The organism is Sphingobium sp. DN12, from assembly GCF_051058005.1.
Classification (GTDB): domain Bacteria; phylum Pseudomonadota; class Alphaproteobacteria; order Sphingomonadales; family Sphingomonadaceae; genus Sphingobium; species Sphingobium yanoikuyae.
Genome location: NZ_CP173717.1, coordinates 4,176,708 through 4,203,393 on the forward strand (window position 1 = coordinate 4,176,708; position 26,686 = coordinate 4,203,393).

The window sequence follows — 26,686 nt, forward strand, 5'->3', positions numbered from 1 at the left end:
CCCTGCGCGCGCTACCCCGCCCGCACGGCCCAGCTATGTCGAAAGGATACGCACGGCGGCGATAAGGTCCTTATCCGGCGTGTCTTTTATCCCTGACGATTGGCGACCAGATTATCCACAACCGACGGATCGGCAAGTGTACTAACGTCCCCCAGCGCCTGCGCGGACACTTCGCCCTCGGCGATCTTGCGCAGGATGCGGCGCATGATCTTGCCCGAACGCGTCTTGGGCAGGCCGGGCGCGAACTGGATCGCGTCGGGCGTGGCGATCGGGCCGATTTCGGTCCGCACCCATTTCACCAGATCCTTGCGCAAATCGTCGCTCGGTTCCTCGTTCGCGTTCAGCGTGACATAGGCATAGATGCCCTGGCCCTTGATGTCGTGCGGGAAGCCGACCACCGCCGCCTCGGCGACGCTTTCATGCAGCACCAGCGCGCTCTCGACCTCGGCCGTGCCCATGCGGTGGCCCGACACGTTGATGACGTCGTCGACCCGGCCGGTGATCCAGTAATAGCCGTCGGCGTCGCGCCGCGCGCCGTCGCCGGTGGTATATTTGCCGGGAAAGGTGGTGAAATAGGTCTGGAAGAAGCGGTCATGGTCGCCCCACACCGTGCGCATCTGGCCCGGCCAGCTGCCCGCGATCACCAGATTGCCTTCGGTCGCGCCCTCCTGCACCGCGCCGTCGCCATCCAATATCTGGGGAATGACGCCGGGCATCGGCAGGGTGGCGCTGCCGGGTTTCAGGTCGGTGGCGCCGGGCATCGGCGCGATCATCGCGCCGCCGGTCTCGGTCTGCCACCAGGTGTCGATGATCGGACAGCGGCCTTCGCCGATGACGCCATGATACCAGCGCCAGGCTTCGGGATTGATCGGTTCGCCGACCGTGCCGAGCACGCGCAGCGAGGCACGGCTGGTGGAATGCACATAATCGTCACCCTCCTTCATCAGCGCGCGCAGCGCCGTGGGGGCGGTGAAGATGGTGTGGACCTGATGCTTGTCGACCACTTCCCAGATGCGCGCCGGGGTCGGCCAATTGGGCACGCCCTCATACATCAGGGTCGTCGCGCCGTTCGCCAGCGGGCCGTAGACGATATAGCTGTGCCCCGTGACCCAGCCGATGTCGGCGGCGCACCACCAGATGTCGCCGGGCCGATAGTCGAAGCACAGTTCATGGGTGAGGCTCGCCCACAGCAGATAGCCGCCGCTCGTATGCAGCACGCCCTTGGGCTTGCCGGTCGAGCCTGAGGTGTAGAGGATAAACAGCGGGTCTTCCGCATTCATTGGTTCCGGCGGACAGTCGGCCGATACCTGCGCCGCGGCCTCATGCAGCCAGATGTCGCGCCCCTCCTGCATCTGCACCGCGCCGCCGGTCGCCTGCACGACGACGACCTTGTTGACGCAGGGTGCCTCGGCCAGCGCGGCGTCGACATTGGCCTTCAGCGGTACGGTCTTGCCGGCCCGGCGCCCTTCGTCGGCGGTGATGACGATGGTCGAATCGCAATCGACCAGACGCCCGGCCAGCGCCTCGGGCGAAAAGCCGCCGAACACGACACTGTGGATCGCCCCGATCCGCGCGCAGGCCAGCAGGGCAAAGGCCGCCTCGGGGATCATCGGCATATAAACGGTGATGCGGTCGCCCTTCCGCGCGCCCGCGTCCTTCAGCACATTGGCAAGGCGGCAGACTTCCTCATGCACTTGCCTGTAGGTGTAGCGACGCACGTCAGCATCCGGGCTGTCGGGTTCCCATATGATGGCAACCTGGTCGCCCCGCTCGGCCAGATGCCGGTCGATGCAGTTGGCGCTGACGTTCAGTTCACCGTCGGCGAACCATTTGACGCCGAAATCCGCCTCATGAAAGCTGCTTTCGTCGGCCTTGGTCGGCGGCGTGATCCAGTCCAGCCGTTGCGCCCGCTCCAGCCAATAGGCGTCGGCGTCCTCGATCGAGCGTGCATAATCGGCCGCGCGGCCTTCCCGGTCCAACAGGGCCTGGGCGGCCCATTGGGAGGGAACCGGGAAGAAATCGTCAGACATCCAGCTATCCTTTCCTGTGCGCTAAATTCCATGCGCTTGCAGCAGGTTGTAGGAGGCGCGCAGCACGACTTAAAGGGGCGATGCGCGTTTCGCCGCGTTTCTGTGTTTTTGCGCCTTTCCCGGCGCGCGGCCCCGGCCTAACAGAAGATCATATGTGGCAACTTTTCCAATTCCCGCTCTGTCCCTTCTCCCGCAAGGTCCGTCTGCTGCTTGGCGAGAAAGGCATCGGCTATGATCTGGTGCGCGAATCTCCCTGGGAAATGCGCGACGAGTTTCTGGATCTCAATCCGGCCGGCACCACCCCGGTGGTCGTCGACCAGGAAAAGGGCGTAACGCTGATCGACAGCCAGGCGATCTGCGAATATTTCGAGGAAACGGTCGAAAAATTCCCGCTCATTTCCGGCACGGCAGCGGGTCGGGCGGAAGTGCGGCGCCTGACCGCCTTCTTCGACCAGAATTTCTACGGCGATGTCGTCGGCCCGTTGCTGCATGAGCGGATGAAGAAGCGCCTGATCGAGCGTGTCTCGCCCGACGCCCGCGTCCTGCGCGAAGCGATGCGCCGGGCCAACGTCCATATGGACTATATGGATTATCTGCTCGACCATCGCAGCTGGATGGCCGGCGGCACGCTCAGCCTCGCCGATATCGCGGCGGCGGCGCATCTGTCGGTGGCGGATTATCTGGGCGGCATCGACTGGGCCGGGCATGAGCCGGTCAAGCGCTGGTATGCTGGCTTCAAGTCACGCCCCTCCTTTCGCCCGCTATTGTCCGAACGGATGGAAGTCATCACCCCGCCGACCCATTATGAAAAGCCGGATTTCTGACGATCACGGGGCGGCCTAGTCCGCTTCGGCGGCCAGATAGACCCGGTTGCGGCCATGTTCCTTGGCCAGGTAGAGCGCCCGGTCGGCCGCCTTCAGCGCCGCGCGCGGGTCGTCATAGGCCAGGACATTGGCAACGCCGGCGGAAAAGCTCACCCGCTCCATCCGCTCGCCATTGGTGCGGTTGACCAGGCTGCGATTGGCCAGATCCTCGCGCACCGCATCGACCGCCTCGCAGGTTTCGGCCGCCGTCTTGCCGCGAAACAGCATGACGAACTCCTCGCCGCCATGGCGGGCGACATGGCAGCGGTCATCGGACGCCTTGGCCAGCAGCCCGGCGACGAATTTCAGCACCCGGTCGCCGGTCTCATGGCCATGGGTGTCGTTGACCAGCTTGAAATGGTCGATGTCGCAGAAGGCGACCGACAATTGCTCGTCGCCTTCCTTCGCCAGCTTCAACTCCTCGCGCAGCACGCCCTCGAAGGCGCGGCGATTGGGCAGGCCGGTCAGATGGTCATGCTCGGCGGCGCGACGCGCGGTTTCCAGGCTCGATTTCAGCGCCTGGGTCTGCTTCTGGTTCTCGCGCAGCTGGGTTTCGACCTGACGGGTCTTTTCCACCATCGACCGGGTCAGGCTGACCAGCCGCGCCAGGATCGGCTCATTGTCCGCGCCGGCGGCCAGGCCCTTGGCCTGTTCCTGCAATGCCGCGCCATAATCCTTGGCCGAATTGCGGGATTCGGTCATCAGCCCGGTGAATTCGTCCAGATTTTCCTCGACCTTGTCGAGCATGGAGGCGAGCGCGTCGGGCGTCACCTCGTCCGCGCGCTGGCTGGCGGCAAGCGATTCCATCCAGGCGTTGCTGATCTTGCCGCGCTCCATCAGCACTGCCTGCACCGCCTTTTCCACGCCGATGCTGGCCCCGGTCAGATAGTCGAGCGCCACGCCGAAATTGAGCGGCGTCAGGTCCAGATCATGGGCGAACAGAAATTCGCCAATCTCCTCATAGAGGCGACGACGGCGATTAATCTCGCGGCTGGCCGCGCTGCCGGCGCGCGCGCGCGGCTCGCTCTCCACCTGCGGTTCGTCCGGCTTGCCGGACAGGCCACGGGCCCAGCGGGAAAGGCGGTCGGTCAGCCCATGGTGCGAGCCGGCGGTGGATGTGGATGCCCCAGTCATGCCGCTTATAACGGAGGCGCCCGATCAAGGTTAAGGGGGCGCTCGGCAAAAGTGGCAGGGATTTGAATCCATGCCGCTTTTTCTACGCAAGTTCAGATATTTGCCGCCACCAGCCAGTCGCGGAAGATGCGCACCGACCGAGTCTGCAAAGCGCGCGGGCGACAGACGAAATAATAGCGATAGGGGCTGTCGCAACGGATATTGGGGAACAGCCGGATCAGCCGGGGGTCGCCCGACTGTTCGAAATGGCTGGCATGCATGACCGCCACGCCCAGTCCCTGGGCGGCGGCTTCCAGCATCAGCTGGCCCGAATCATAATTGTCGATCGCCAGCGGCTGCAGGTCGGGAATGCCCGCCACGTCCTTCCAGGCGTCGAAGGACAGGGCCATGTCGCGATGCAGCAGGATCGTCTGTTGCGCGAGTTCGCTGGGCGACGCCAGCGCATTGGGGCCTTCCACCATTTCGCGCCGGCCGATCAGATAGACCTGCTCATGGTCCAGCTCATAGGCATAGAGCGCCGGGTCGATATCCTTGCTGGCCAGCACGATCGCCGCATCCAGTCCTTCGCCCAGCCGCGCGACCGCATGGGGCGTCGTTTCGATGTCGATATGCAGCTGCGGGTGCTGTTGGCGCAGCCGGCCCAGATGCGGGAACAGGCGCTGCGTCGCGAACAGCGGCATTACCGCCAGGCGCAGGCGCAACTGGTTGCCGCCGCTCTGGATATTCTCCAGCGCCTGGCTGAGCGAATCCAGCGCCGGGGCGATGTCGTCGAGCAGCCGCTGGCCTTCGGAATTGATCTCCAGCGCCTGATGCTTGCGGTCGAACAGCGGGCGCCCGATGAATCGCTCCAGCGCCTGGACGCGGCGGCTCAGCGCCGGCGTCGACAAAGCGAGTTCCTCGGCAGCCGCCTTGACCGAGCCAAGGCGGGCAACCTGAACAAAGGCCTCCAGGGCCGTAAGAGGCGGCAATCTGCGCATAATCGTCAAATTCTATAAGCCGGTCCGCTGCGTCGCATCATCTGTCATTATCGAACGGCGCGCTTCCCCGGTTCAAGCATCCTGACCTGCAATGAGCAGGAAAACGCGGCAAATGGCAAGATGCAAAAATTGCAACCACCCGATTCTTTTCGCACTTGCAAAATTACCTGCTGCAGCGCACATAGGAAAGGCCTTTCAGGCATCCTCTCCTATAAACTTTCCGGGCTGGCGCTTGCGCTGGCCCTTTTTTTGTTCCGGGCATAACGAAGCACGGCCCCTTTCCCTCACCCCCGGCGTTACCTATCTTCGTTTCGCAACCAAAAGGACGGGGATGACCATGGCCGATCAGGACAGCAGCGGACGCAGGATTCAGGTCGCCAATGCGCGGCCGGAGGATGCCGGGCGCGGTTTGGCGCGGCTTCCGCTGACGGTAATGGCCGAATTGCAACTGGCCGAAGGCGATGTTGTCGAGATTGTCGGCAAGCGCTCGACTCCGGCAAGGGTGGTGCGCCCCTACAAGGAAGATGAAGGTCTGGACGTGTTGCGGCTGGATGGTTTGCAGCGCGCCAATGCCGGCGTCGGCTCGGGCGACTTCGTCCAGCTGCGCAAGATCGATCCGCGCCCCGCCCAGCGCGTCGTGTTCGCGCCTGCACAAAATAATCTCCGGCTCCAGGGCAATCCCGATGCGCTGAAGCGCGTTTTCTTTCAGCGGCCCCTGGTCGCGGGCGATGTCGTCGCCACCGCCGGCCAGCAACAGGTGCCGCCCGGCGACATGCCACCCCATCTGCGCCAGATGCTGGCGGCGCCGGCCTATGCGCTGCAGGAAATCCGCCTGATCGTGGTGTCGACCGTGCCCAAGGGCATCGTCCATATCGATGCCGAGACCGAGGTGGAGCTGCGCGCGGAATATGAGGAACCGCGCGATTCCCGCCGCGCCGATGTCACCTATGATGATGTCGGCGGCATGGCCGAAACCATCGACCAGCTGCGGGAGATGGTCGAGTTGCCGCTGCGCTATCCCGAATTGTTCGAGCGGCTGGGCGTCGATCCGCCCAAGGGGGTGATGCTCCATGGCCCGCCGGGGACCGGCAAGACCCGGCTCGCCCGCGCCGTCGCCAATGAATCGGAAGCCGAATTCTTCCTCATCAACGGGCCGGAAATCATGGGCTCTGCCTATGGCGAGTCGGAAAAGAAGCTGCGCGACATTTTCGAGGAAGCGGCCAAGGCGGCGCCCTCCATCCTCTTCATCGACGAGATCGACTCGATCGCGCCCAAGCGCGGCCAGGTCACCGGCGAGACGGAAAAGCGCCTGGTTGCCCAGCTTTTGACCTTGATGGACGGGCTGGAGCCGCGCACCAATCTGGTCGTCATCGCCGCCACCAACCGGCCCGAGGCGATCGACGAGGCGCTGCGCCGTCCCGGCCGGTTCGACCGCGAAATCGTCGTCGGCGTCCCCGACGAACGCGGCCGGCGCGAGATATTGGGCATCCACACCCGCGGCATGCCGCTGGGCGACCGGGTCGATCTCGCCGAACTGGCGCGCATGACCTATGGCTTTGTCGGCGCCGATCTCGCCGCACTGACCCGCGAGGCCGCGATCGAGACGGTGCGCCGGCTGATGCCGCGCCTCAATCTGGAGGAGGGCACGATCCCGCCCGACGTGCTGGAGGATCTGTCCGTCACGCGGGAGGATTTCCTCTCGGCGATCAAGCGGGTCCAGCCCTCGGCCATGCGCGAGGTGATGGTGCAGGCGCCCAATATCGGCTGGGCCGACATTGGCGGCCTCGACGATGCGCAGATGCGCCTCAAGGAAGGGGTCGAACTGCCGCTCAAGGATCCCGACGCCTTCCGGCGCCTGGGTATCCGCCCGGCCAAGGGCTTCCTCCTCTATGGTCCGCCGGGCACCGGCAAGACATTGCTGGCCAAGGCGGTCGCGCGTGAGGCGCAGGCTAATTTCATCGCCACCAAATCGAGCGACCTCCTGTCCAAATGGTATGGCGAGAGCGAGCAGCAGATTGCCCGCCTGTTCGCCCGCGCGCGACAGGTGGCGCCGACCGTCATCTTCATCGACGAACTGGACAGCCTGGTCCCCGCCCGTGGCGGTGGCCTGGGCGAGCCGGCGGTGACGGAGCGGGTGGTCAACACCATCCTCGCCGAAATGGACGGGCTGGAGGAATTGCAGTCGGTGGTCGTCATCGGCGCCACCAACCGGCCGACCCTGGTCGATCCGGCGCTGCTGCGCCCCGGCCGTTTCGATGAACTCATCTATGTGCCGGTGCCCGACCAGGCCGGGCGCAAGCGCATCCTGGCGATCCATACCAAGAAGATGCCGCTGGCGTCCGACGTCGATCTGGATCAGCTGGCGGCCCGGACGGAGCGGTTCACTGGCGCGGACCTGGAGGATCTGTCCCGTCGGGCGGGCCTCATCGCGCTGCGCCAGTCGCTGCGGGTCGAAGCCGTCACCATGGCCCATTTCGAGGCGGCGCTGGAGGAAACCCGCGCCTCGGTCACGCCGGAAATGGAGCGGGAATATGAGCAGATCCAGGCGACCTTGAAGCAGAGCGCGATGCAGGTCGATCCGATCGGCTTCATCGCGCCCGGCATGCTGCGCGCCCGCGAACGCTGATGGACTTGGGATAAGCGCGTGGCCGACGGTGGGTGAACCCATCGCCTGGCCACGCGTTCTATCCCATGGCGCGCAAAGCCGCTTGCCAGCGGACATCAATTTTGCGAGGCCGATTCTGTTAGTCAGTCAGGCGGATTTTGATGGCCTCCCTACCGTTCAAAGACAAGAAGACCAGGATTTCGACGCGCGGTGGCAGCCGCTCCTTCCGCAGCCAGTGGGCCATGTTCTTCCGCCAGTTCATGAAGCATCCCGGCATGATCGGTTCGGTCATCCCCTCCTCGTCGCAACTGGTCGCGCGCTCGCTGGACGGCGTCGACTGGGCACGGACCCGCCTTTTCGTCGAATATGGTCCGGGTGTCGGCACCTTCACCCAGGCCATTCTCGATCGCATGCATCCCGACGCGATCCTGCTGGCGATCGACCTCAATCTCGATTTCGTCGCCTATCTGGAGGATGCGATCGACGATCCGCGCCTGCGCGTCGTCCATGGCTCGGCCGCCGACGTGCGCCGCTTCGTCAAGGAAGCGGGCTATCAGAAGGCCGACTATGTCCTTTCGGGCCTGCCCTTTTCCACCCTGCCGGCGGGCGTGGGCGAAACCATCTGCGAAGAAACGCGCGCGGTGCTGCGGCCGGGCGGCAGCTTCATCATCTACCAATATTCGCGCTATGTCCGCCGCCTGATCGACCCGCTGTTCGGCCAGGTCAGCGACGAACTGGAATGGCGCAACATCCCGCCCTGCCGCCTGTTCCGCGCGGCCAAGGACGAGGCGCTGGCCCAGGCGGCCTGACCTTTCCTGATCTGTATCAATATCTGGCAGAAATTACGTAATTCGGCCTGCTGCGCGTTTGACTCCGCGATCGACTTGGGCAACCAATTGCCTGGGGACAAGGGGGTTATATGGCGTCTTATTACGCCGAAGGCAGCGACCCGTGGGCCGACCTCTTTCTGTCGGCTGCGCTGGAGCCGCATCTGTGGGATCAGGCGATCCGTGCGATGGCGCAGGCGACGGGGTCGCGCCATGGTCAGTTGATCGGCTTTGGCCATGGAGCTGCCGGCTTCAACTGGATCAGTGATGTAGAGCCGGATATTGTCGACAAGTCGGCAACCATCGATGGGGCCGCGCCCGATCTCAATTTCCGCGTCGCGGCCGATCAATTGTCCGGGCGCCCCGACATCGTCCACGAAGCCCATTATGACATCGCCCGGCAGAGCCTGCGTTCTGCCGACTATCTCGATCTGTGCAGCGATTATGATATTTTCGATGGCTGCCAGACCCGGCTTTTCGCTGGTCCCGACATGATGATCGGCCTGGCCCTCTTGCGTGGTCGCAAGGATGGCCGGACCGATCAGGACCAGCGCGACCTGTTCGCCCATGTCGCCGGCCATGCCCGCAACGCCGTGCGGTTGCAGCGCGCGATCGAGCATCAGGGGTTCGCGCTGCTGGCCGGCACGTTCGAAACCATGGACCGCGCCTGCTGGCTGCTCGACGCGACGGGGCGGGTAGGGGGCATGACGCCGCGCGCCGAAGCCCTGCTCTCCACCAGCCGGCTGCGGGTCGGTGATGGCTGGTTGCAGAGCGAACGGAGCGTTGAGACGCGCGCCATCCTGCGTTCGGTCCGGGCCGTGGTCGACGCGCCCGCGCGGGAGGCCGATCCGGTGGCGCTGGCCGACGCCGATGGGGGCGTGGGCATCATGCTGGAATTTTTCCCGCTGCCGTCCCGGCCCTGGTCGCTGCCCTTCGCGCCGCATGCAATCATCGTCGCCCGCGTCGGCGCGCCGACCGAGCGCCATGTTCGCCTGCTCATGCGCACCTTCCGCCTGACACCGGCCGAAGCGGATATTGCCATCCATCTGGCCGCCGGGATGAGTCGTGCGGACATTGCCCAGCGCCGCGGCGTTTCGGCCGAGACGCTCAAGGCCCAGTTGCGCTCCATCTATGACAAGACGGGGTGCAACCGGGAATCGCAGCTTGTCCGCATCGTCGGGATGATGAGCAGCTGACATCCGGATTTTTATTGCGTGAATTGCGCAATTTACCCCGATCGGGGTATGCGCCGGCTTCGTCGAACGGCTAGATGATTCGACGGGGCAGGAGCATCTTGCCTGCCGACGGCCGATCCATATGCGACCCATGGGTCGGCCGCCGGCATCTCTTCCTGTCTCCCCATACTTCGTCAGGGTTCCGTCCCGCGACATTTTCGTGCTAAGCCGCTGCCGGATTTGAAGCGAGATTACCAATGAACGACCTGACGCAGACCCCCGAAATGCTGATCGCGCAGATGGGCGCGCGTGCGCGCCGCGCCGCCGCCCTGCTCGCGCCAGCCGGGGACGCGCAGAAGGTCGACGCGCTGCGCCGCGCTGCCCAGGCGCTGCGCGATCAGGCGCCCGCCATCCTCGCCGCCAATGCGCGCGACATGGACAATGGCATCGACAATGGCTTGTCCGCCGCGATGCTCGACCGGCTGCGGCTGGACGAGGACCGGATTGCCGCCATGGCCGCCGGCGTCGATCAGGTCGCGATGCTCGAAAATCCGCTCGGCAGCGTGATCGACAGCAGCGTGCGCCCCAATGGGCTGGAATTGAGCCGCGTCCGCGTACCCTTGGGCGTTATCGGCATCATCTACGAAAGCCGCCCCAACGTCACCGCGGACGCGGCTGCCCTCTGCCTGCGCGCCGGCAATGCCGTGATCCTGCGTGGCGGCAGCGAGGCGAAGGAAAGCAACCGCGCGATCCACGCCGCCATGGCGGAGGGGATCGCCGCTGCCGGCCTGCCCGCCGATGCGGTGCAGCTTGTCCCCACCACCGATCGCGCCGTGGTCGGCGCGCTGCTGCGCGCATCGGATTTCGTCGACCTCATCGTGCCGCGTGGCGGCAAGAGCCTGGTCGCGCGCGTGCAGGAAGAGGCGCGGGTGCCCGTGCTCGCCCATCTCGACGGCATCAACCACGGCTATGTCGATGGCGCGGCCGATCCCGCCATGGCGGAAAGCCTGGTCCTCAATGCCAAGCTGCGCCGCACCGGTGTCTGCGGTTCGACCGAAACGGTGCTGATCGACCGCGCCTATGCGCATGCCCCCGCGCTGGTGAAGGCACTGCTCGACGCCAAATGCGAAGTGCGCGGTGACGAGGCGGTGCAGGCGATGGACGATCGCGTGGTCGCCGCCAGCGACGAGGATTGGGACACCGAATATCTCGACGCCATCGTCTCGATCCGGCTGGTCGACGGCGTGGAAGAGGCGATCGCCCATATCGCCGCCCATGCCAGCCATCATACCGACGCGATCATCACCGAGGATGCGGCGGTGGCCGAGCGCTTCCTCAATGCCGTCGACAGCGCAATCGTGATGTGGAACGCCTCGACCCAATTCGCCGATGGTGGCGAGTTCGGCCTGGGTGCGGAAATCGGCATTTCGACCGGCCGGCTCCACGCGCGCGGCCCGGTCGCGCTCGAAGGGCTCACCACCTATAAATGGATCGTGCGCGGTCGCGGCCAGGCCCGACCGTAAGGCGTTTTTCGGGGGTGAGGGGGAAACCTACCCCTTCACCACCGTATCGATCGCCTTCAACTGCTTCAGCATCGGCCCGACCCAGTCGAGCTTCAGCATTACCGGCCCGTCCGAGGGCGCATTGTCCGGGTCTTCGTGCGCCTCGGCGAAGATCGCCGCCACGCCCGCTGCCACCGCGCTGCGCGCCAGCAGCGGCGCATAGTCGCGCTGGCCACCGGAGGCCGATCCCAGCCCGCCGGGCTGCTGCACCGAATGGGTGGCGTCGAACACGACCGGATAGCCGGTTTCCGCCATCACCGGCAGCGCGCGCATGTCGCTGACCAGCGTGTTATAGCCGAAGCTCGCGCCGCGCTCGGTCAGCAATATGCGCTCATTGCCGGTCGACGCGACCTTCTGTGCCACCGCTGCCATGTCCCAGGGGGCCAGGAACTGCCCCTTCTTGACGTTGATCACCGCGCCGGTCTTCCCCGCCGCGATCAGCAGGTCGGTCTGGCGACACAGAAAGGCCGGGATCTGCAATATATCCACTGCCTGCGCCGCCGCTTCCACCTGTTCTGGCCCATGAATGTCGGTCAGCACCGGGCAACCCAGCACCGCCTTCACCTCGGCCAGGATCGCCAGCCCCGCGTCGATGCCGACGCCGCGCTTGCCACTCACCGACGTGCGGTTCGCCTTGTCGAAGCTGCTCTTGAAGATGAAGGGCACGCCCGCATCCGCTGCCGCCTTGGCCAGCGCATCGGCCATGAACAGCGCATGGTCGCGGCTTTCGATCTGGCAGGGGCCGGAAATCAGGACGAAGGGCAGGTCGTTGCCGAAGGTGACCGGGCCGACCTTCACATGCTTGGGATCGCTCATGCCGCTCACTTGGGCGCCTTTGCGAAGCGGCGCAACAATTGTCCGCGCCATAGCCCCTTGCCGGGATGATAATTCCAGCAGAACCAGCCAAAGCTCAGGCAGGCGAGCAGCGAGGGCAGCGCCATCGGATCGCCATTGGCCTTCATATGGCGATAGAATGTCATGTCGGCACGCCAGCGGTCGCGCTCGCTGCCGCCGCCATTGATGCCATACATATTGTCATGCTTCCGACAGCCGACATTCCGGTTGTATTTGCGATGGTCTATGAAATAGCAGTAGTCGCGTTCGGGCGTGGTCATGTCCCGATTAGGACCGGGGCAGTGCAGAAATTCAAGCGTAAAGTCTTCTACCTGGGTGGTTTCGACCCGCGCGGCGTCCGTTTCTATCACCAGCTCTATCGTGATCAGGCGGCCCGCTACACCGCGCTGACCGGCGAAGCGGTGGAGGTCAGCGCGCGCCGCGCCGGCCCCGCCAACTCGGCGCTCTGGACCGTCACCAACGCCAGCGCCGGGGTCGAGACCGATTATGAATATCTCCGCTGGGAAGACCTGATCGGCAAGGTCTGGATCCGCCATCCCTTCACCCTCGCCTGGCGCGCCGCCCGTGCCTATGCCGGCCATGCCCGGCTGATGCAGTTCGGCCGGATGCGCAAATTGCGCCGCGGCCCGGTCATCACCATCCTCTATCCGCCGATCCTGGCGGTGCTGATCCCGCTGCTGCTGGCGCTGGTCCCGGCGCTGCTGCTGTCGCTGCTGCTGCCCTTCTGGGCCAGTGCGCTGGTCGGCATCGGCATCAGCGCCTTCTTCTCCGGCCGCATCCTCGACAAGCTGGTCGTGCCCTGGCTGCTGCGCTTCATGACCTATCATGGCGCGCTCGCCGCCGACGGGCCGGGGGACGAACTCAATGCCCGGCTCGACCAGTTCGCCGCCCGCATCGCGGCGGAGCTGGATGGCGACTGGGACGAGATCCAGCTCGTCACCCACAGCGCCGGCACGATCCTGGGCATGAGCCTGCTGCGCCGCATCCTTGCCATACGTAACGGTGCGCTGCCCGATCATTTCGTCATGGTCGGCATGGGGCAGGTGGTGCCGGTCATCGGCCTGCGCCGCGATGCCGGCTGGTATCATGCGGACCTGAAAGCCCTCGCCGACCAGCCTTTCCGCTATGTCGACATCAGCTCCCCGCCCGACGGCGCGGCCTATTACAACGTCAATCCGCTGCGCCTTGTCGCCGATCAATTTGCCGCGCGGGTGGACATGCTATCGCCGCGTTTCCATCTCTTCTACTTGGCCGAAAATTATCACGGGGGCTGGTCCAACAAATATGAGGCGCATTTCGATTATCTCAGGGTCGGCGACCGCCTGTCGCCGCTGGATTTCGTGAGCCTGACCGCCGGCCGCCGCACCGTGGACGAAGCCGTCGCCGCCTTCCGGACGATCCCGTGAGCGCGCCCTTCACGCCGCCCTATCCCGAGCCGCCCAAATCGAAGCGCGGCCTCGTCAAACGCTTCCTGCGCGGCTGGCACAGCTGGATCCATGTGCTGTTCGACAAGAGCTACACGATGAAGATGGGCGAGATCCGCATGCCGGGTCAGACCATGTATATCGCCAACGAACTGCCACTGGTGGACAAGATCCTCAAGGGCGGCACCGCCTTCCCCAAGCATAGCGAACTGGTCCGCAATCTCGATCCGCTGATCGGCAATTCGGTCTTCTCCGCCAATGGCGAGGATTGGGAAAGCCAGCGGGCGATGGTCAATCCCGCCTTCGCCCATACCGCGCTCAATCGCTCTATGCCGCTGATGGTCGCCGCCGCCGACGATCTGCTCGCCCGGCTCGACGCGGCGGATCGATCAAAGCCGGTCGATATCGACCCGATGATGACCCATGTCGCGGCCGACATCATCTTCCGCACCCTCTTCTCGCAGACGCTGGACGAAGAACGCTCCAACATCATCCACACCGCCTTCGGCCGGTTCCAGCGGCTCGCCCATTCGGCCTCGATGCTGCGCCTCTACGGCATCCCCGCCGGCTGGTTCGAAAAGCGCTCGAAAGGGCCGGCCCGCGCCATCCATGACGTGTTCCGCCCGATCGTCGAGGCCCGTTACGAAGGCTATCATGGCCGGGGCGAGGCGCCCCATCGCGACATTCTCCAGTCGCTGATCGAGGTGCAGGATGCGCAGACCGGCGCTCACTTCACCTGCGAACAGGTGATGGAACAGGTCTCGACCATCTTCCTTGCCGGCCATGAAACCTCGGCCAGCACCATGACCTGGGCGCTCTACATGCTCGCCGAATGCGCCCATATCCAGGATCGGGTCCGCGCCGAAGTGGCCGGCATCGCCGGCGACGCAGTGCTGACCGCGCCGATGCTCAAAGATATGGGCCATGTCCGCAACATCTTCCGCGAAACGCTGCGCCTCTACCCGCCGGTCGCCTTCTTCCCGCGCGAAGTCACCTGCCCGATGGAGATGCGGGACAAGCAGTTGGAAGAAGGATCGATGCTGGTCGTCGCGCCCTGGCTGACCCAGCGCAACAAGGACAACTGGGCCTGTCCGCACGCCTTCGATCCCGACCGGTTCGATGATCCCGCCAATGCCGACATGGTGAAACAGGCCTGGTTCCCCTTCGGTCGCGGCCCGCGCGTCTGCGTCGGCGCCGGCTTCGCCCAGCAGGAGGTGATGACGGTAATCGCCTCGGTCATCCGCCGCTACCGCCTCACCATGCCCGCCGGCTTCAAACCCGAACCCATCAGCCGCCTCACCATCCGCCCCAGGACCGGCATGAAGCTGCTGTTCGAGCGGGTGGGGTAACCGGGACTATTGGGGGTGGACGAGGCTCGCCAAAGCACTCTCCAACTCGGCGTGACTGCGATCGATGATTCCATCGCATGAAAAACAGGCATCGACCCGATCGATGACTGTCGAGAGGCATTGCGAGAATGAAGGCATGGAGCGTGCAACTTGCTCCGATGTGATCGCGCAACGACCGTCACGATGGAGTTCGATGGCATAGGAACTGCTCCAGCCAACGACTGATCCGATGACGCGCCAGCCGTCGGCCCAGCGCGCGCCGTTCGTCGCCGCAAAGATCCGATTATTGTCGTCGATCGATATGGGCTGCTGCTTTTCTGGCGAAAGATCGCGGGAGAGGCTTCCGATCAGCCCAAACAGATATATCCTCTTATCGAACAGACTGGCGCCATTCGACCATTGGAGAAAGCTGGTGAACTCTGCTGGGAGCGGTTGCTCAAGGGCTTGGTGAAGGCTTTCCAGGCCTGCATCATCAAGCGGTGTAAAGAGTTTGTGCAAATAGCCCAGAGAACGATCATCGGGCAATTTCCGGATGAACCGGTTGCCATTCTCCAATTTCAGCGAAGTTGGATCATCGCATTTGAACAATGTTTTCGCGAAGGGTGGCGTTTGCATAAGCAGGCGATGGGATGGCGCATCGGACCAGTCAAGTCACCCGTCATGCCGGGCTTGACCCGGCATCCCGCTCCTTGCCCTGCCAGCGTCGGTTGATGGCGTCGATCACTTCCCGCCCTGCGCCATCGGCAGGTCGACGCTGACGGATTGCGTCGGGATCGGTGCCGCCATGATCGCGATTCCCGCGACGATGCCCAGTACGCCCCACACCCACCGTTTCGCGCGCAGATCCATGACGCCGCGCGCCAGGCAGTAAAGGCCGGCCAGGACCAGGATGATGGCGGCGATCATGCGACTTCCTCTTTTGGTTGTTCGTCCTCGGGCACGACATCGACGGCTACACTGATGCTCTGGCCCGATCCGCCGACGAACAACCCGTCCATCGGCGCGACATCGGCATAGTCGCGGCCCATGGCGATGAACAGATGATCCTCGCCGGTGATGACGCCATTGGTGGGATCGAAGCCGATCCAGCCGCGCGTCGGCCCGCACCACAGCATCACCCAGGCATGCATGGCGTCGGCGCCGACCAGCCGGGGCATGCCCGGCGGCGGATAGGTGCGGAGGTATCCGCTGACATAGGCGGCGGGCAGGCCAGCGAGGCGCAGCGCCACCACCATCACATGGGCGAAATCCTGGCACACGCCATGGCGCGCGGCAAAGGCGTCGGCCACCGGCGTGCCGGCATCGGTGGCGCTGGGATCATAGGCAAACTCCGCCTTGATCCGCTGCGCCAGTTCCCATGCCGCCGCGACGATCGGCCGGTCGGGCGCCAGCATCGCACCCGCCCAGTTGCCGATCGCGTCCAGCATCGGCGCGCGGGGCGAGGCATAGAGGAATTGCGCGGGGGCAGAGGCGCTGATGTCGCGATCGGCCAGCGCGGCGCGCGCCACCATGGCGATGCTGGGGTCGTCCGCCTGCGGCAGGATCGGCGCGCCGCCCGCCACCCCGGCGCGGAACCGGCTCTCGATCGTCAATTGCCGCAATGGCTGGTCGATCACCAGCCGCTCGACATGCACCGGCCAGGCGCCCGGCCGCGCCTCGATCGACAGCGGCGCGGGATCGACGCTCAACGCATAGTCGGCGGTCCATTGCCCGGCCCAGGCCATCGGCCGCAGTCGCACATTGAAGCGGGCGACCCGCACCGGCGCGCCATAGCGCAATATGCTTCTGTGCCGGACATGGTAGATCATGACAGCAGCTCTGCGCCCTCGACCTTTTCCGTCTTGCGGACCTGCAGGAAATAGCGCTGGCCGATCGCGTCGGACAAGGCGAGCAGCCGGCTTTCGATATCGGTCAGCGCCGCCATGGTCAGCATGTCGCCGGTCAGCGGCGCCAGCGTCGCCGCCAGCGCCCCGGCCAGCCGCTGCGGTTCCTCCGGCATGCCGTCGCCGCGCAGTGTGGGCAGGGCAGCGACATGCTCGGCGATGCGCTGCGCCTGATAGGCGATCGAGCGCGGATTTTGCGGCTCCAGCGCCACCAGATCGCGCACGGGTGGCAGCGACGGGCCGGTCAGATAGCGGTTGCGATAGCTGATCTGGCTGTCATGCAGGTCGAGCAGCACGGTCAGGTCGTCGGCCGATGCCCAGTCGCTGCCCAGCAGCAATGTCAGCCGGCATCCGGTGATCGCCCGCTCGATCCGCCGCCCCATATCGTGGAAGCGCCATCCTTCGGTGCGCGCCATATTCTCCGCCGCCAGCCCCGACAGCGCCGAAATCCGCTCGATCATCCGCGACGCCGCATCCAGCAGCGTCTCGGTCACCGCCCCGTCGAACGTGGGCAGCGGCAGGCGCACCAGCCGCCAGAAATCGGTCGCCAGCCGATCGCGCAGCCCCTCGCCGATATTGGCGACCACGCCCATCAGCGCGCGCACGCTGCCGGACTGGCGCGCATCGCCCAGCGCCTGCGCGCACAGCGCGCCGACCGGCTGCGCCGCGTTGCCGGTGGCGCCCCATAGGGCAAGCTGCCCCGCCAGCCGCGCCATGGTCGGCGAATCCGACGACGGCCCCATATCGACCTCGATCGATTCGCCCACCACCGCGCGGATCACCCGCAGCGTCATCTCGGTCCGCTCGATATAGCGGCCCAGCCAATAGAGATTGTCCGCCGCCTTGGTCGGCAACAGCCCGCCGATCCGCCGGATTGCCGGCGCGCCGCCATCGCCCAGCAGCGTATCGGGCGGCACCGGCTGGCTGTCGATCACGCACATGTCGGCCGACATGTCGCCCTCGCCCATCAGCGCGGCACGGATATCGCCATGGGCGGCCAGCCGCGCGAAGGCACCCGGCATGATCCGCCATTGGCCGAGGCCATCTCGCGCCACGAACACGCGCAGGGTGAAGGGCAGGGGGGTGAGGCGCCCGCCGACGATCGCCGGAGTGGTGGACAATTTCACCACCTCCTGCCCGACATAGTCCATCGGCCGCCGCGCCATCGCCTCCAGCAAGGTCGCGCGCTGGTCCGCATCCAGCGTCGATCCCTGCACCGATCGCGCCGAGCCAAGCCCCGCCGCGTCCCGGTCGAACGCCGAAGCGACCAGCAATGCGTCCAGATGGCCGGCCACATGGCCGCGCTCGCGCTCCTGCCCGCACCACCAGGTGGCAATATTGGGCAGCAGCAATTCGGTGCCCAGCAATGCTTTCGCCAGTTGCGGCAGGAAGGCGGCAAAGGCCCGTGCCTCGATCACGCCCGCGCCCGGCCAGTTGCTGACCATCAGCCCGCCGCGCGCGCAGGCATCATAAAGGTCGGGCACGCCGATCCGCGATTCCCCGTCGAACGCCAGCGGGTCGAGGAAGCGGCTGTCCATCCAGCGCCACAGCCCGTCGATCCGCTTCAGCCCCTCGATCGTGCGCACGAACAGGCGCCCGTCGCTGACGATCAAGTCATCGCCCTCGACCAGCATCAGCCCCAGATAACGGGCCAGATGCGCCTGTTCGGCATAGCTCTGGTTGAACCGGCCCGGTGTCAGCAGGCCGATGCGCGGATCGGCGCGCTGGCAATCAACCGCCAGGCCCCGGCGCAGGTCGGCGAAGAAGGGCGCCAGCCGCCTTGTGTTCATCGCGCCCAGCAGGTCGCCGGTCGCGCGCGACAGCGCCAGCCGGTTCTCCAGCGCATAGCCGACACCCACGGGCGTGCGCACCCGGTCGGCCAGCACGCGCCATTCGCCATCCGGCCCGCGCCCCAGATCGGCGGCATAGAAATGGAGATAATGGCCGCGCGGCGGCGCCGCTCCCGTCATCACCCGCCAATAATGCGGGCTGCCGGTCACCACGGCGGCGGGCAGCTTGCCCTCGCGCACCAGGCTCTGGGTGCTGTAGATGTCGCTGATCACCCGCTCCAGCAGCTCGGCCCGCTGCATCAGCCCCTGCTCGATCCGGGTCCATTCGCCCGCGCCGATCAGCATCGGGATCGGGCTCAGCGGCCAGGGCCGCTCCTGCTCGTCGCCGGTCAGGCGGAACGCCAGGCCCAGATCCTGCGCCTGCCGCTCGACATTGCCGGCCAGCGTCGCGGGATCACCCTGTCCCTGTTCCGACAATCGATCCAGCATCGCCCGCCAGCGTGGCGCCATTTCCGCCGGCGCCCCGGCGAACAGGTCGCCACCCGACGCGCGCGCCAGATAGTCGCCGGCCCAGCCGGACGCTTCGAGACCCGGCAGGACAGGCGAGTCGGTCATCCTCTAATATTCGGGATGCCTGAACCGAAGGTCCAGCGTCATCGGAAATTCGCTCGGGGGTTCGGCCGGCGGCATGTCGACCGGGCCAGGCGTATGGCCATGATCCTGGAACCGCGCCTTGCGCCGCGCCTCCGCCTCATAGCTGTTGATCGGCACATCGTCATAATTGCGCCCGCCCGGATGGGCGACATGGTAGACGCAGCCGCCCAGCGACCGCCCGCTCCAGCTGTCGAAGATATCGAAGGTCAGCGGCGCATTGGCGGGCAGGTTGGGGTGCAGGCAATTGGCCGGCGCCCATGCCTTGTACCGCACGCCGCCCACCGCCTCGCCCGGCACGCCGGTCGGCGTCATCGGCACTCGCCGGCCATTGCAGCTGACGATATGGCGCCCGGCGATCAGGCCCGACACGCGCACCTGCAACCGCTCGGTCGAACTGTCGACATAGCGCACCGTGCCGCCGATCGCGCCGGTCTCGCCCAGCACGTTCCACGGCTCCAGCGCATGGCTGATTTCCAGCCCGACGCCGCCAGCCTCCACGCTGCCATGCACCGGGAAGCGGAACTGGCGCTGCGCCTCGAACCAGTTGGGATCGAAATCATAGCCCGCCTGGCGCAGGTCGTTCAGCACCTCCAGGAAATCGGCCCAGACGAAATGGCCCAGGAAAAATCGGTCGTGCAGCGCCGTGCCCCAGCGCACCAGATTGCCCTGCTGCGGCTCGCGCCAGAACCAGGCGGTCAGCGCGCGGAGCAGCAATTGCTGGGCCAGGCTCATCTGCGGGTCTGGCGGCATCTCGAACCCGCGAAACTCGACGAGGCCCAGGCGCCCGGTCGGGCCATCGGGCGAGAACAGCTTGTCGATGCAGATTTCGGTGCGATGGGTGTTGCCGGTCACGTCGACCAGCAGGTTGCGGAACAATCGGTCCACCAGCCAGGGCGGCGGCAGCTTGTCCTCGCCGTCGCGCACCGGATTGGGCACCTGTGCCAGCGCGATCTCCAGCTCATAGAGGCTGTCGTGCCGCGCCTCGTCGATGCGCGGCGCCTGGCTGGTCGGGCCGATGAACAGGCCGGAAAACAGGTAGGAGAGGGAGGGGTGCCGCTGCCAGTAGAGGACGAAGCTCTTCAAGAGGTCCGGCCGGCGGATGAACGGGCTGTCGTTCACGCTCGCCCCGCCCAGCACCAGATGATTGCCGCCGCCGGTGCCGACCGACCGGCCATCGACCATGAACTTGTCGGCGGTCATCTTCACCTCGCGGGCATCCTCATAGACGCCCTGGGTAATCGCCACCGTCTCGGCCCAGCTTGTCGCCGGCTGGATATTCACCTCGACCACGCCGGGGTCGGGCGTCACCTTCAGCACATTGACGCGCGGGTCGGATGGCGGCGCATAGCCCTCGATCCGCACCGGGATGCGCGTCGCCTCGGCCACCTTCTCGACCTGCGCAATCAACTCCAGATAATCGTCCAGCGTCTTCACCGGCGGGATGAAGACCGACAGGAAATTGCCGCGCGGCTCGACCGTGACGGCGGTGCGCACCGCCCCTTCGATGAACACCTGTTCCTGCCGGTCCTGATGCTCGGCGGCGGCGACTTCGGACCGCTCGAACCGCTCGGCCGGGGCTTCCGCTTCAGCACGATAATCTGCCAGCGGTTCGCGCGGTTCGCTCGTGTCCTGCGGGTGGATATAGGGGAAATCGGACGGCGGCACATAGGGCAGGGTGCCCAGCGGCAGGCGGTATCCCAGTGCCGAATCCCCCGGCACCGCGAACAGCGCCTTGCGCCGCACCTTCCACACCTCGCTCTGCCAGCGCGGCGCACTCGCCTGCGTCTGCCAGCGCTGGATCGGCAGCACATAGCCGACCGTCTTGCTAAGGCCGCCCTCGAACGCACGCACCATCCGGCTGCGCTCCTCGGGATTGTCGAACTTGGGGTCGCCCGGCTCGGTATTGGCGGGCAGTTCCGCCTCCTTCACCGACCAGGCCAGCGCATCCTCATACACCGGCTGGACGAAGTCCGTCTCGACCCCCAGCCCGTCCGCCATGGCGGTCAGGAAGCGGCCGGCATCCTCGGCGCTGATGGCCTTGTCGCCCGCCTCCAGCTCGCCCGCGATCAGCCCGGCGTCACGCCAGATCGACACGCCGTCCGCCCGCCAGTAGATCGAATAGCCCCAGCGCGGCAGGCTTTCGCCCGGATACCATTTGCCCTGGCCATGATGCAGCAGCGCGCCCGGCGCGAAGCGGTCGCGCAGCCGCCGGATCAGCCGGTCGGCATAGCCCGCCTTGGTCGGGCCGACGGCATCGCCATTCCATTCGCCCGCCTGCGGATCGTCGACCGCGACGAAGGTCGGCTCGCCGCCGGTGGTCAGTCGCACATCCTGCGCGATCAGGTCCGCGTCCACCTGCTCGCCCAGCGCCATCAGCGACGCCCAGCGCCCTTCGGTAAAGGGCTTGGTGATCCGCACCGCCTCGGCAATGCGGCTGACATTCATGGCGAAATTGAAATCGACTTCGGCCGGTTCGGCCATGCCGCTGATCGGGGCTGCGGACCGATAATGGGGCGTGGCGCAGAGCGGAATATGCCCCTCGCCCGCAAACATGCCGCTGGTCGCATCAAGCGCGATCCAGCCGGCGCCGGGCACATAGGCCTCCGCCCAGGCATGCAGGTCGACCACGTCCTGGGTGACGCCCTTGGGCCCTTCGATCGGCTCGACGTCGGCGACAAGTTGAATCGAATAGCCCGACACGAAGCGGGCGGCAAAGCCGAGGCGTCGCAGCAGCTGCACCAGCAGCCAGGCCGAATCGCGGCACGATCCGGTGCCGATGTCCAGCGTCTCCTCGGGCGTCTGCACCCCGGTTTCCATGCGGATGACATAGCCGATGCGCTGTTGCAGCTTGCTGTTCACATCGACCAGGAAGTCGATCGTCCGCCCCTCGAACGACGCATGCTGCGCGACCAGCGCCTCGAACAACGGCCCCTGCGCCTCGACGTCATAATAGGCCGCCAGGTCCGTCCCCAGCGTCTCGTCATAGGTGAAGGGATAATTTTCCGCATAGGGTTCGACGAAGAAGTCGAACGGGTTGATGATATCCAGATCGGCCAGCAGGTCGACCTCGATACTGAAATGATCGACCGGATCGGGAAAGACGATCCGCGCCAGCCAGTTGCCGTGCGGGTCCTGCTGCCAGTTGAGGAAATGGTTCGCCGGCTCGATCTTCAGCGCATAATTGGGGATCTTGGTGCGACTGTGCGGCGCGGGCCGCAATCTTATCACTTGCGGACCCAGACGGATCGGGCGGCTATAGCGATAGGCGGTCAGGTGGTGCAGCGCGGCCTTGAGCATGATGCGATCAGAAACCACGCTTTGCTGCAATGCAATGCGAAACTGTCGCTTCGCCAAAGATTCTCGCAATTTCCGTTCGCGTCAGCCCGGCCATCCCCTCATTTAACCGACGTCATCCCGGACCCTTCGACAGGCTCAGGGCAGGCTTGATCCGGGATCCATTCAGCGCTTTCGCGCGGGTGTAACGTCGAATGGATCCTGACTTCCGTCAGGATGATGCAGGTCGTGATTGGCAGGGAGCGACCAAAGTCGGTCGCTCGATCATTGCCATCCGTATCCCTGAACCTGACGCTCATTAAGATGGCAGGTTGAACGTCGAATAGCGAAATCTGTTGGAAGGCGGATGCCCGACGAGTTACCATTTCGTATGGTAGAGCATGTTTCTTTCCGTTTCGATTGGGATGAAGTCGCGCATGAGCAAGTTACCGATGTGCTCGGGCTAGACGCCACCGTTATGGATGATGGGTCTGCACGTTGGGCTTCAGTTGCAATTTGCGTAGGAACCACGGCTGTTGTGGTAACGGTGGAGCCAGACACCGACCAAGTTATTGTTGCTCGCGCAGCCCTGCCCTGTGGTGGCGGATGGGAGAGGATCCCGTCGTTTGATTTCGCGGTTGCCAAGCCCCTTGGATGGTCTTGGATCGGGATCAATTCTCAAGGTTACAAAGACAGCTTTACCGTCGCGTTCGGCGATGCGGTCCCCGATGCCCTCACGCCCCGATGCACTTTCTTGGCGGAGGCCTCTTCACTGATGTGCTTCGACCTAGCGCCACGCCGGGCTTGACGTCCACTATGGGGCGATTGTTGCCGAACGATTCTTCTTCGCGCAGCATCAGCTATGGTCGATCATCTCCTCCAAACCGGACCGTCGCCTAACCACGGTGGGTTCAACGGGTGGCGGCAACACATGCTTGGAAACGCTCTGCGGGCGTTTGATATTCGAGCGTTTTCCTTGGCCGTTCGTTGAGCTGCCGTGCAACGGCACTCAGCTTGGCCTGGCTGTATAGCGACAGATCAGTTCCTCTGGGGAAATATTGCCGTAGCAGGCGGTTGGTGTTTTCGTTGGAGCCGCGCTGCCAGGGCGATTGCGGGTCGCAGAAATAGACTTCGACATCGGTAGCCAGTGAGAGGCGCGGATGATCGGCCAGTTCCTTGCCGCGATCCCAGGTGAGCGACTTGTAGAGTTCGCGCGCCAGGCGCTGCGTCTGCCTGATCAGCGCCGACACGACGCTCCTCGTATCCTTGTTGGCGACCTTGACCAGCATCACATAGCGCGAATGCCGTTCGACCAGCGTGGCGATGTAGCTGTTCTTCGCACCTCCGATCAGATCGCCTTCCCAGTGGCCGGGAATGGCGCGGTCCTCGATCGACGCGGGACGCTCGCTGATCGACACGGCATCCTTGATCTGTCCGAGGCCATTGCGCTTGAGGCTGGCGTGCCGCGACCTGCGAATGGTGCGTCGGGCGCGCAGATGCTCCAGCAGTTCCTTCTTCAGAACCCCGCGTGCCTGTATGTACAGGCTACTGTAGATGGTCTCGTGCGACACCTGCCTATGCGGCTCCTTGGGAAAGCTGCGCCTGAGCCACCCCGCAATCTGTTCCGGTGACCATTTGCGGCGCAGCTTGACCGATACTGCCTGTGCCAGTGACGGCGAGCAAGCCAGCTTGCAGGGCTTGGGCCGCAAGGCACGGTCCCATGCCGCCTGATCGGACGCCGTCGCCCGATACCGTGCAACACCGCCATTACGCCTGACTTCGCGACTGATCGTCGAGGGCGAGCGGCCCAGTCGCCGGGCTATCGCACGCAAGGGTTCCCTGACGCTCAGGCCCCGCGATATCTCCTCCCGCTCGGCAAGGCTCAGCGCACGACTGCCACGCTTGCGATCGGCGGGCCGGATGCCGCCGGTCGGCGAAATCACCGAAAATACCGACGATGACGCTCGATCAAACCTTCGCCCGATCGAACTCATCGATTCCCCGCGCTGCCAGCGATCCCATATCTCCGCTCGCTGGCTGGCCGTGTAATAGATCCGACGACGTTGCTTCATCGCGACACTCCATCTTCCCCAAAAGATTAAAGTGTTGCCGCCACCCGTTGAACCCACCACCATCCCGGCCATTCGGCGCGCGCTGAATTTGTCTACGCGGCCTAGCCCCTATTTCCCCTCCAGCCTTTGGCTGAAATAGACCATCTGCATCGCCTGCAACCGCGCGCCCTGTTCGATATCGGCGTCGCCCGAATGGCCACCGGCGGTGTCCTCGTAGAAGAGATAGGGCAGGCCATAGTCTTTCAGCCGCGCGGCGAACTTGCGCGCATGCTGTGGCCCGACCCGGTCGTCCTTGGTCGTGGTCCAGATATAGGGCGTGGGATAGGCCACTCCCTTGCGGATATTGGCATAGGGCGAAATCTTCTCGAGGAACGCCTTTTCCTCGGGCACCGACACGCTGCCATATTCATCGACCCAGGACGCGCCGGCCGCGATCTGTTCATAGCGGATCATGTCGAGCAGCGGCACCTGGATCACCACCCCGTTCCACAGCTCGGGATGCTGGTTGAATTCCACCCCCATCAGCAGCCCGCCATTGGACCCGCCATAGATGCCGAACTTCTGCGGGCTGGACAGTTTGCGCGCGAAGATATCCTGCGCCACCGCCGCGAAATCATCATAGATGATCTGGCGCCTGGTCTTGAGGCCCGCCTCATGCCAGGCCGGGCCGAACTCGCCGCCGCCCCGGATATTGGCCAGCACGAAACTATTGCCCCGCTCCAGCCACAGCTTGCCGGTGATCGCGGCATAGCTGGGCGTCATCGGCACCTCGAAGCCGCCATAGGCGGTCATGATCGTCGGCGTGCTGCCGTCGGGCGTCATCCCCTTCTTGTGGACGATGAAATAGGGAATCTTGGTCCCGTCGCTCGACACCGCCTCGAACTGTTCGACCACAAGGCCCGCAGCATCGAAGCGCGCGGGCATCGCCTTCACCTGCACAGGCTTGGGATCAGCCGCGTCCATCGCCCACAGCGTCGTCGGCGCCAGGAAGCCTGCGACGCTCAGATAGAGTTTGTCGCTCTTGTCGGACGCGGCAACCGTGCTGATCGTCGCATTGTCGGGCAGGTCGACCGGCTGCGCGGTCCATCCCGTGGCCCCGCGCGCATAGACCCGCACCCGCCCGCGCACATTGTCGTTGAGGCTCAGCACGACCCGATTCTGCGTCGCCACCACTCCGTCGATCGACTGGCGCGGTGTCGGCGCGAACAATATCTCGGGCGTCAGCACCCCGCCCTCCTGCAAGGTATTTAGCGCCACGCTTGCCAGCGCCCCCGCTGGCACGGTCACGCCGCCGCTGGTCCAGGCTTCACTGGTCTGGATCAGCACCTGCCCGTCGACCATGCCCTGCAGCTGGCTCTTGGCCGGCAGCGCCAGCCGCTTCGTCCCCTGCGCCGTCAGCAGCCAGGTCTCGTTGCCGAAGAAGGTGACGCCGCGAAACAGGAAGGCCGCCCTATTGCCCTGTCCATCGCTCAGCAGGATCGGCATCGACATCAGCTGGTCGCTCGCCGCGCCGCGAAACACTTCCTGCGCGTCCTCCAGCCTCTGCCCGCGCTTCAGTGTCTTGATGACAAAGGGATAGCCCGACTTGGTCAGGCTTTCCGCGCCCCAGTCGCGCGACAGCAGCAGCCTATCCTTGTCCAGCCATTCGGCATTCTGCTTGGCGTTGGGAATGTCGAACCCGCCCGGCACGAACTTGCCGTCGATCAGGTCGAACTCGCGCAGCCGCACCGCATCCTCGCCGCCGTCCGATAGCGCCAGCAGCGCGATCCGTTCCTCGGGGTCGAGGATGGTCGCGCCCTTCCACACCCATTTCCTGCCTTCCGCCTTCGACAGCGCATCCAGGTCCAGCACGGTCGTCCAGCTCGGCGACGCCGCCGCATAATCGGCCTCGGACGTGTATCGCCACACGCCCTGCGGATGGTCGGCGTCGCGCCAGAAATTATAGATGCGACCATGGATCAGCATCGGCATGGCGATCCGGTCCTTGGCCGATGCGATCGCCAGCGCGTCTTTGAAATAGCCGGCATAGCGCGGATCGCCCTGCAGCGTGGCGACGGTCGCCTTGTTCTCCGCCTCCACCCACTGCATTGCGCGCGGCCCGGTCCAGTCCTCCAGCCAGACGAACGGATCGTCGGCAGGCGCGGGGGCGGGCGCAGCAGCGCCGGTCAGCAGGGCAGCAGAAACCATCGTCAAAAACCTCTTCATTGTGCCCC

At 65.2% G+C, this 26,686-nt stretch carries 20 protein-coding genes; 8 read left to right on the forward strand and 12 right to left on the reverse strand.

What is annotated here, in order from left to right; genetic code table 11:
- Window positions 1-86: 86 nt before the first annotated feature.
- The gene (acs, locus tag ACI6S0_RS19840; RefSeq protein WP_434404067.1) at window positions 87-2,030 is read right to left on the reverse strand and encodes an acetate--CoA ligase; all 1,944 of its coding nucleotides are present in this window, start codon (window positions 2,028-2,030) and stop codon (window positions 87-89) included.
- Window positions 2,031-2,182: 152 nt separating this feature from the next.
- On the opposite strand from acs, the gene ACI6S0_RS19845 reads away from it, so the two are divergent.
- Complete coding sequence (locus ACI6S0_RS19845) at window positions 2,183-2,854, forward strand: glutathione S-transferase family protein (RefSeq protein WP_004209410.1); 672 nt, start codon at window positions 2,183-2,185, stop codon at window positions 2,852-2,854.
- Between the two features lie 15 nt (window positions 2,855-2,869).
- Here the strand turns inward: ACI6S0_RS19845 and ACI6S0_RS19850 are convergent, their stop codons facing one another.
- Together ACI6S0_RS19850 and ACI6S0_RS19855 are read right to left on the reverse strand one after the other, a co-directional pair.
- The gene (locus tag ACI6S0_RS19850) at window positions 2,870-4,027 is read right to left on the reverse strand and encodes a GGDEF domain-containing protein (RefSeq protein WP_004209411.1); all 1,158 of its coding nucleotides are present in this window, start codon (window positions 4,025-4,027) and stop codon (window positions 2,870-2,872) included.
- 92 nt (window positions 4,028-4,119) lie between these two features.
- Window positions 4,120-5,004, reverse strand: a complete 885-nt coding sequence (locus tag ACI6S0_RS19855; RefSeq protein WP_004209412.1) for a LysR substrate-binding domain-containing protein — start codon at window positions 5,002-5,004, stop codon at window positions 4,120-4,122.
- A gap of 337 nt (window positions 5,005-5,341) precedes the next feature.
- On the opposite strand from ACI6S0_RS19855, the gene ACI6S0_RS19860 reads away from it, so the two are divergent.
- The 4 genes from ACI6S0_RS19860 (at window position 5,342) to ACI6S0_RS19875 (ending at window position 11,134) form a co-directional block, all read left to right on the forward strand.
- Window positions 5,342-7,630 (forward strand): CDC48 family AAA ATPase, encoded by a 2,289-nt coding sequence (locus tag ACI6S0_RS19860; protein ID WP_174320771.1) that lies wholly within the window; start codon window positions 5,342-5,344, stop codon window positions 7,628-7,630.
- A gap of 140 nt (window positions 7,631-7,770) precedes the next feature.
- A complete protein-coding gene (locus ACI6S0_RS19865; protein WP_010335491.1) occupies window positions 7,771-8,418 on the forward strand; it encodes a class I SAM-dependent methyltransferase in 648 nt (215 codons plus the stop codon).
- Window positions 8,419-8,528: 110 nt separating this feature from the next.
- Entirely contained in the window at window positions 8,529-9,632 is a 1,104-nt protein-coding gene (locus ACI6S0_RS19870; RefSeq protein ID WP_434404068.1) for a helix-turn-helix transcriptional regulator, read from the forward strand.
- A 236-nt stretch (window positions 9,633-9,868) separates the two neighbouring features.
- Window positions 9,869-11,134 carry a glutamate-5-semialdehyde dehydrogenase gene (locus ACI6S0_RS19875; protein ID WP_434404069.1) on the forward strand — a complete coding sequence of 422 codons (1,266 nt, stop codon included), beginning with the start codon at window positions 9,869-9,871 and terminating at the stop codon, window positions 11,132-11,134.
- Between the two features lie 27 nt (window positions 11,135-11,161).
- On the opposite strand, the gene kdsA is transcribed toward ACI6S0_RS19875, so the two are convergent.
- Both kdsA and ACI6S0_RS19885 read right to left on the reverse strand, forming a co-directional pair.
- On the reverse strand, window positions 11,162-11,989 hold the full coding sequence (kdsA, locus tag ACI6S0_RS19880) for a 3-deoxy-8-phosphooctulonate synthase (protein WP_136186036.1): 828 nt from the start codon (window positions 11,987-11,989) through the stop codon (window positions 11,162-11,164).
- 5 nt (window positions 11,990-11,994) lie between these two features.
- Window positions 11,995-12,288, reverse strand: coding sequence for a hypothetical protein (locus ACI6S0_RS19885; protein WP_434404070.1), 294 nt, complete (start codon window positions 12,286-12,288; stop codon window positions 11,995-11,997).
- Between the two features lie 21 nt (window positions 12,289-12,309).
- Here ACI6S0_RS19885 and ACI6S0_RS19890 point away from each other — a divergent pair, with 21 nt between their 5' ends.
- Both ACI6S0_RS19890 and ACI6S0_RS19895 read left to right on the forward strand, forming a co-directional pair.
- Window positions 12,310-13,434 (forward strand): hypothetical protein, encoded by a 1,125-nt coding sequence (locus ACI6S0_RS19890; RefSeq protein WP_434404071.1) that lies wholly within the window; start codon window positions 12,310-12,312, stop codon window positions 13,432-13,434.
- Window positions 13,431-14,801 carry a cytochrome P450 gene (locus ACI6S0_RS19895; protein WP_434404072.1) on the forward strand — a complete coding sequence of 457 codons (1,371 nt, stop codon included), beginning with the start codon at window positions 13,431-13,433 and terminating at the stop codon, window positions 14,799-14,801. The genes ACI6S0_RS19890 and ACI6S0_RS19895 overlap by 4 nt, the downstream gene beginning before the upstream one ends.
- A 6-nt stretch (window positions 14,802-14,807) precedes the next feature.
- Here the strand turns inward: ACI6S0_RS19895 and ACI6S0_RS19900 are convergent, their stop codons facing one another.
- The 5 genes from ACI6S0_RS19900 to ACI6S0_RS19920 all read right to left on the reverse strand — a co-directional run bounded on the left by ACI6S0_RS19900 (window position 14,808) and on the right by ACI6S0_RS19920 (window position 22,425).
- The gene (locus tag ACI6S0_RS19900; RefSeq protein ID WP_434404073.1) at window positions 14,808-15,416 is read right to left on the reverse strand and encodes an SMI1/KNR4 family protein; all 609 of its coding nucleotides are present in this window, start codon (window positions 15,414-15,416) and stop codon (window positions 14,808-14,810) included.
- A gap of 105 nt (window positions 15,417-15,521) precedes the next feature.
- Window positions 15,522-15,707 (reverse strand): hypothetical protein, encoded by a 186-nt coding sequence (locus tag ACI6S0_RS19905; protein ID WP_010335484.1) that lies wholly within the window; start codon window positions 15,705-15,707, stop codon window positions 15,522-15,524.
- Window positions 15,704-16,609, reverse strand: coding sequence for a transglutaminase family protein (locus ACI6S0_RS19910; RefSeq protein WP_434404074.1), 906 nt, complete (start codon window positions 16,607-16,609; stop codon window positions 15,704-15,706). Before ACI6S0_RS19910 ends, ACI6S0_RS19905 begins: the two co-directional genes overlap by 4 nt.
- Window positions 16,606-19,089, reverse strand: a complete 2,484-nt coding sequence (locus ACI6S0_RS19915) for a circularly permuted type 2 ATP-grasp protein (RefSeq protein WP_434404075.1) — start codon at window positions 19,087-19,089, stop codon at window positions 16,606-16,608. The genes ACI6S0_RS19910 and ACI6S0_RS19915 overlap by 4 nt, the downstream gene beginning before the upstream one ends.
- A gap of 3 nt (window positions 19,090-19,092) precedes the next feature.
- Entirely contained in the window at window positions 19,093-22,425 is a 3,333-nt protein-coding gene (locus tag ACI6S0_RS19920) for a DUF2126 domain-containing protein (RefSeq protein WP_434405969.1), read from the reverse strand.
- Between the two features lie 343 nt (window positions 22,426-22,768).
- Here ACI6S0_RS19920 and ACI6S0_RS19925 point away from each other — a divergent pair, with 343 nt between their 5' ends.
- On the forward strand, window positions 22,769-23,209 hold the full coding sequence (locus tag ACI6S0_RS19925; protein ID WP_434404076.1) for a DUF6334 family protein: 441 nt from the start codon (window positions 22,769-22,771) through the stop codon (window positions 23,207-23,209).
- A 103-nt stretch (window positions 23,210-23,312) separates the two neighbouring features.
- On the opposite strand, the gene ACI6S0_RS19930 is transcribed toward ACI6S0_RS19925, so the two are convergent.
- Window positions 23,313-24,473: an IS30 family transposase gene (locus tag ACI6S0_RS19930; protein WP_434404077.1), complete on the reverse strand. Its 1,161-nt coding sequence runs from the start codon at window positions 24,471-24,473 to the stop codon at window positions 23,313-23,315.
- Between the two features lie 108 nt (window positions 24,474-24,581).
- Entirely contained in the window at window positions 24,582-26,678 is a 2,097-nt protein-coding gene (locus tag ACI6S0_RS19935; protein WP_434404078.1) for a prolyl oligopeptidase family serine peptidase, read from the reverse strand.
- Between the last annotated feature and the right edge of the window lie 8 nt (window positions 26,679-26,686).

Excerpts from the sequence above, each read along its gene's own strand:
- ACI6S0_RS19900 (WP_434404073.1), bottom strand. The coding sequence starts at position 15,416 with ATGCAAACGCCACCCTTCGCGAAAACATTGTTCAAATGCGATGATCCA.
- ACI6S0_RS19920 (WP_434405969.1), bottom strand. The coding sequence starts at position 22,425 with ATGCTCAAGGCCGCGCTGCACCACCTGACCGCCTATCGCTATAGCCGC.
- ACI6S0_RS19905 (WP_010335484.1), bottom strand. The coding sequence starts at position 15,707 with ATGATCGCCGCCATCATCCTGGTCCTGGCCGGCCTTTACTGCCTGGCG.
- ACI6S0_RS19865 (WP_010335491.1), top strand. The coding sequence starts at position 7,771 with ATGGCCTCCCTACCGTTCAAAGACAAGAAGACCAGGATTTCGACGCGC.
- ACI6S0_RS19870 (WP_434404068.1), top strand. The coding sequence starts at position 8,529 with ATGGCGTCTTATTACGCCGAAGGCAGCGACCCGTGGGCCGACCTCTTT.
- ACI6S0_RS19875 (WP_434404069.1), top strand. The coding sequence starts at position 9,869 with ATGAACGACCTGACGCAGACCCCCGAAATGCTGATCGCGCAGATGGGC.
- acs (WP_434404067.1), bottom strand. The coding sequence starts at position 2,030 with ATGTCTGACGATTTCTTCCCGGTTCCCTCCCAATGGGCCGCCCAGGCC.
- ACI6S0_RS19930 (WP_434404077.1), bottom strand. The coding sequence starts at position 24,473 with ATGAAGCAACGTCGTCGGATCTATTACACGGCCAGCCAGCGAGCGGAG.
- ACI6S0_RS19925 (WP_434404076.1), top strand. The coding sequence starts at position 22,769 with ATGCCCGACGAGTTACCATTTCGTATGGTAGAGCATGTTTCTTTCCGT.
- ACI6S0_RS19935 (WP_434404078.1), bottom strand. The coding sequence starts at position 26,678 with ATGAAGAGGTTTTTGACGATGGTTTCTGCTGCCCTGCTGACCGGCGCT.
- ACI6S0_RS19860 (WP_174320771.1), top strand. The coding sequence starts at position 5,342 with ATGGCCGATCAGGACAGCAGCGGACGCAGGATTCAGGTCGCCAATGCG.
- kdsA (WP_136186036.1), bottom strand. The coding sequence starts at position 11,989 with ATGAGCGATCCCAAGCATGTGAAGGTCGGCCCGGTCACCTTCGGCAAC.
- ACI6S0_RS19855 (WP_004209412.1), bottom strand. The coding sequence starts at position 5,004 with ATGCGCAGATTGCCGCCTCTTACGGCCCTGGAGGCCTTTGTTCAGGTT.
- ACI6S0_RS19845 (WP_004209410.1), top strand. The coding sequence starts at position 2,183 with ATGTGGCAACTTTTCCAATTCCCGCTCTGTCCCTTCTCCCGCAAGGTC.
- ACI6S0_RS19915 (WP_434404075.1), bottom strand. The coding sequence starts at position 19,089 with ATGACCGACTCGCCTGTCCTGCCGGGTCTCGAAGCGTCCGGCTGGGCC.
- ACI6S0_RS19910 (WP_434404074.1), bottom strand. The coding sequence starts at position 16,609 with ATGATCTACCATGTCCGGCACAGAAGCATATTGCGCTATGGCGCGCCG.
- ACI6S0_RS19850 (WP_004209411.1), bottom strand. The coding sequence starts at position 4,027 with ATGACTGGGGCATCCACATCCACCGCCGGCTCGCACCATGGGCTGACC.
- ACI6S0_RS19885 (WP_434404070.1), bottom strand. The coding sequence starts at position 12,288 with ATGACCACGCCCGAACGCGACTACTGCTATTTCATAGACCATCGCAAA.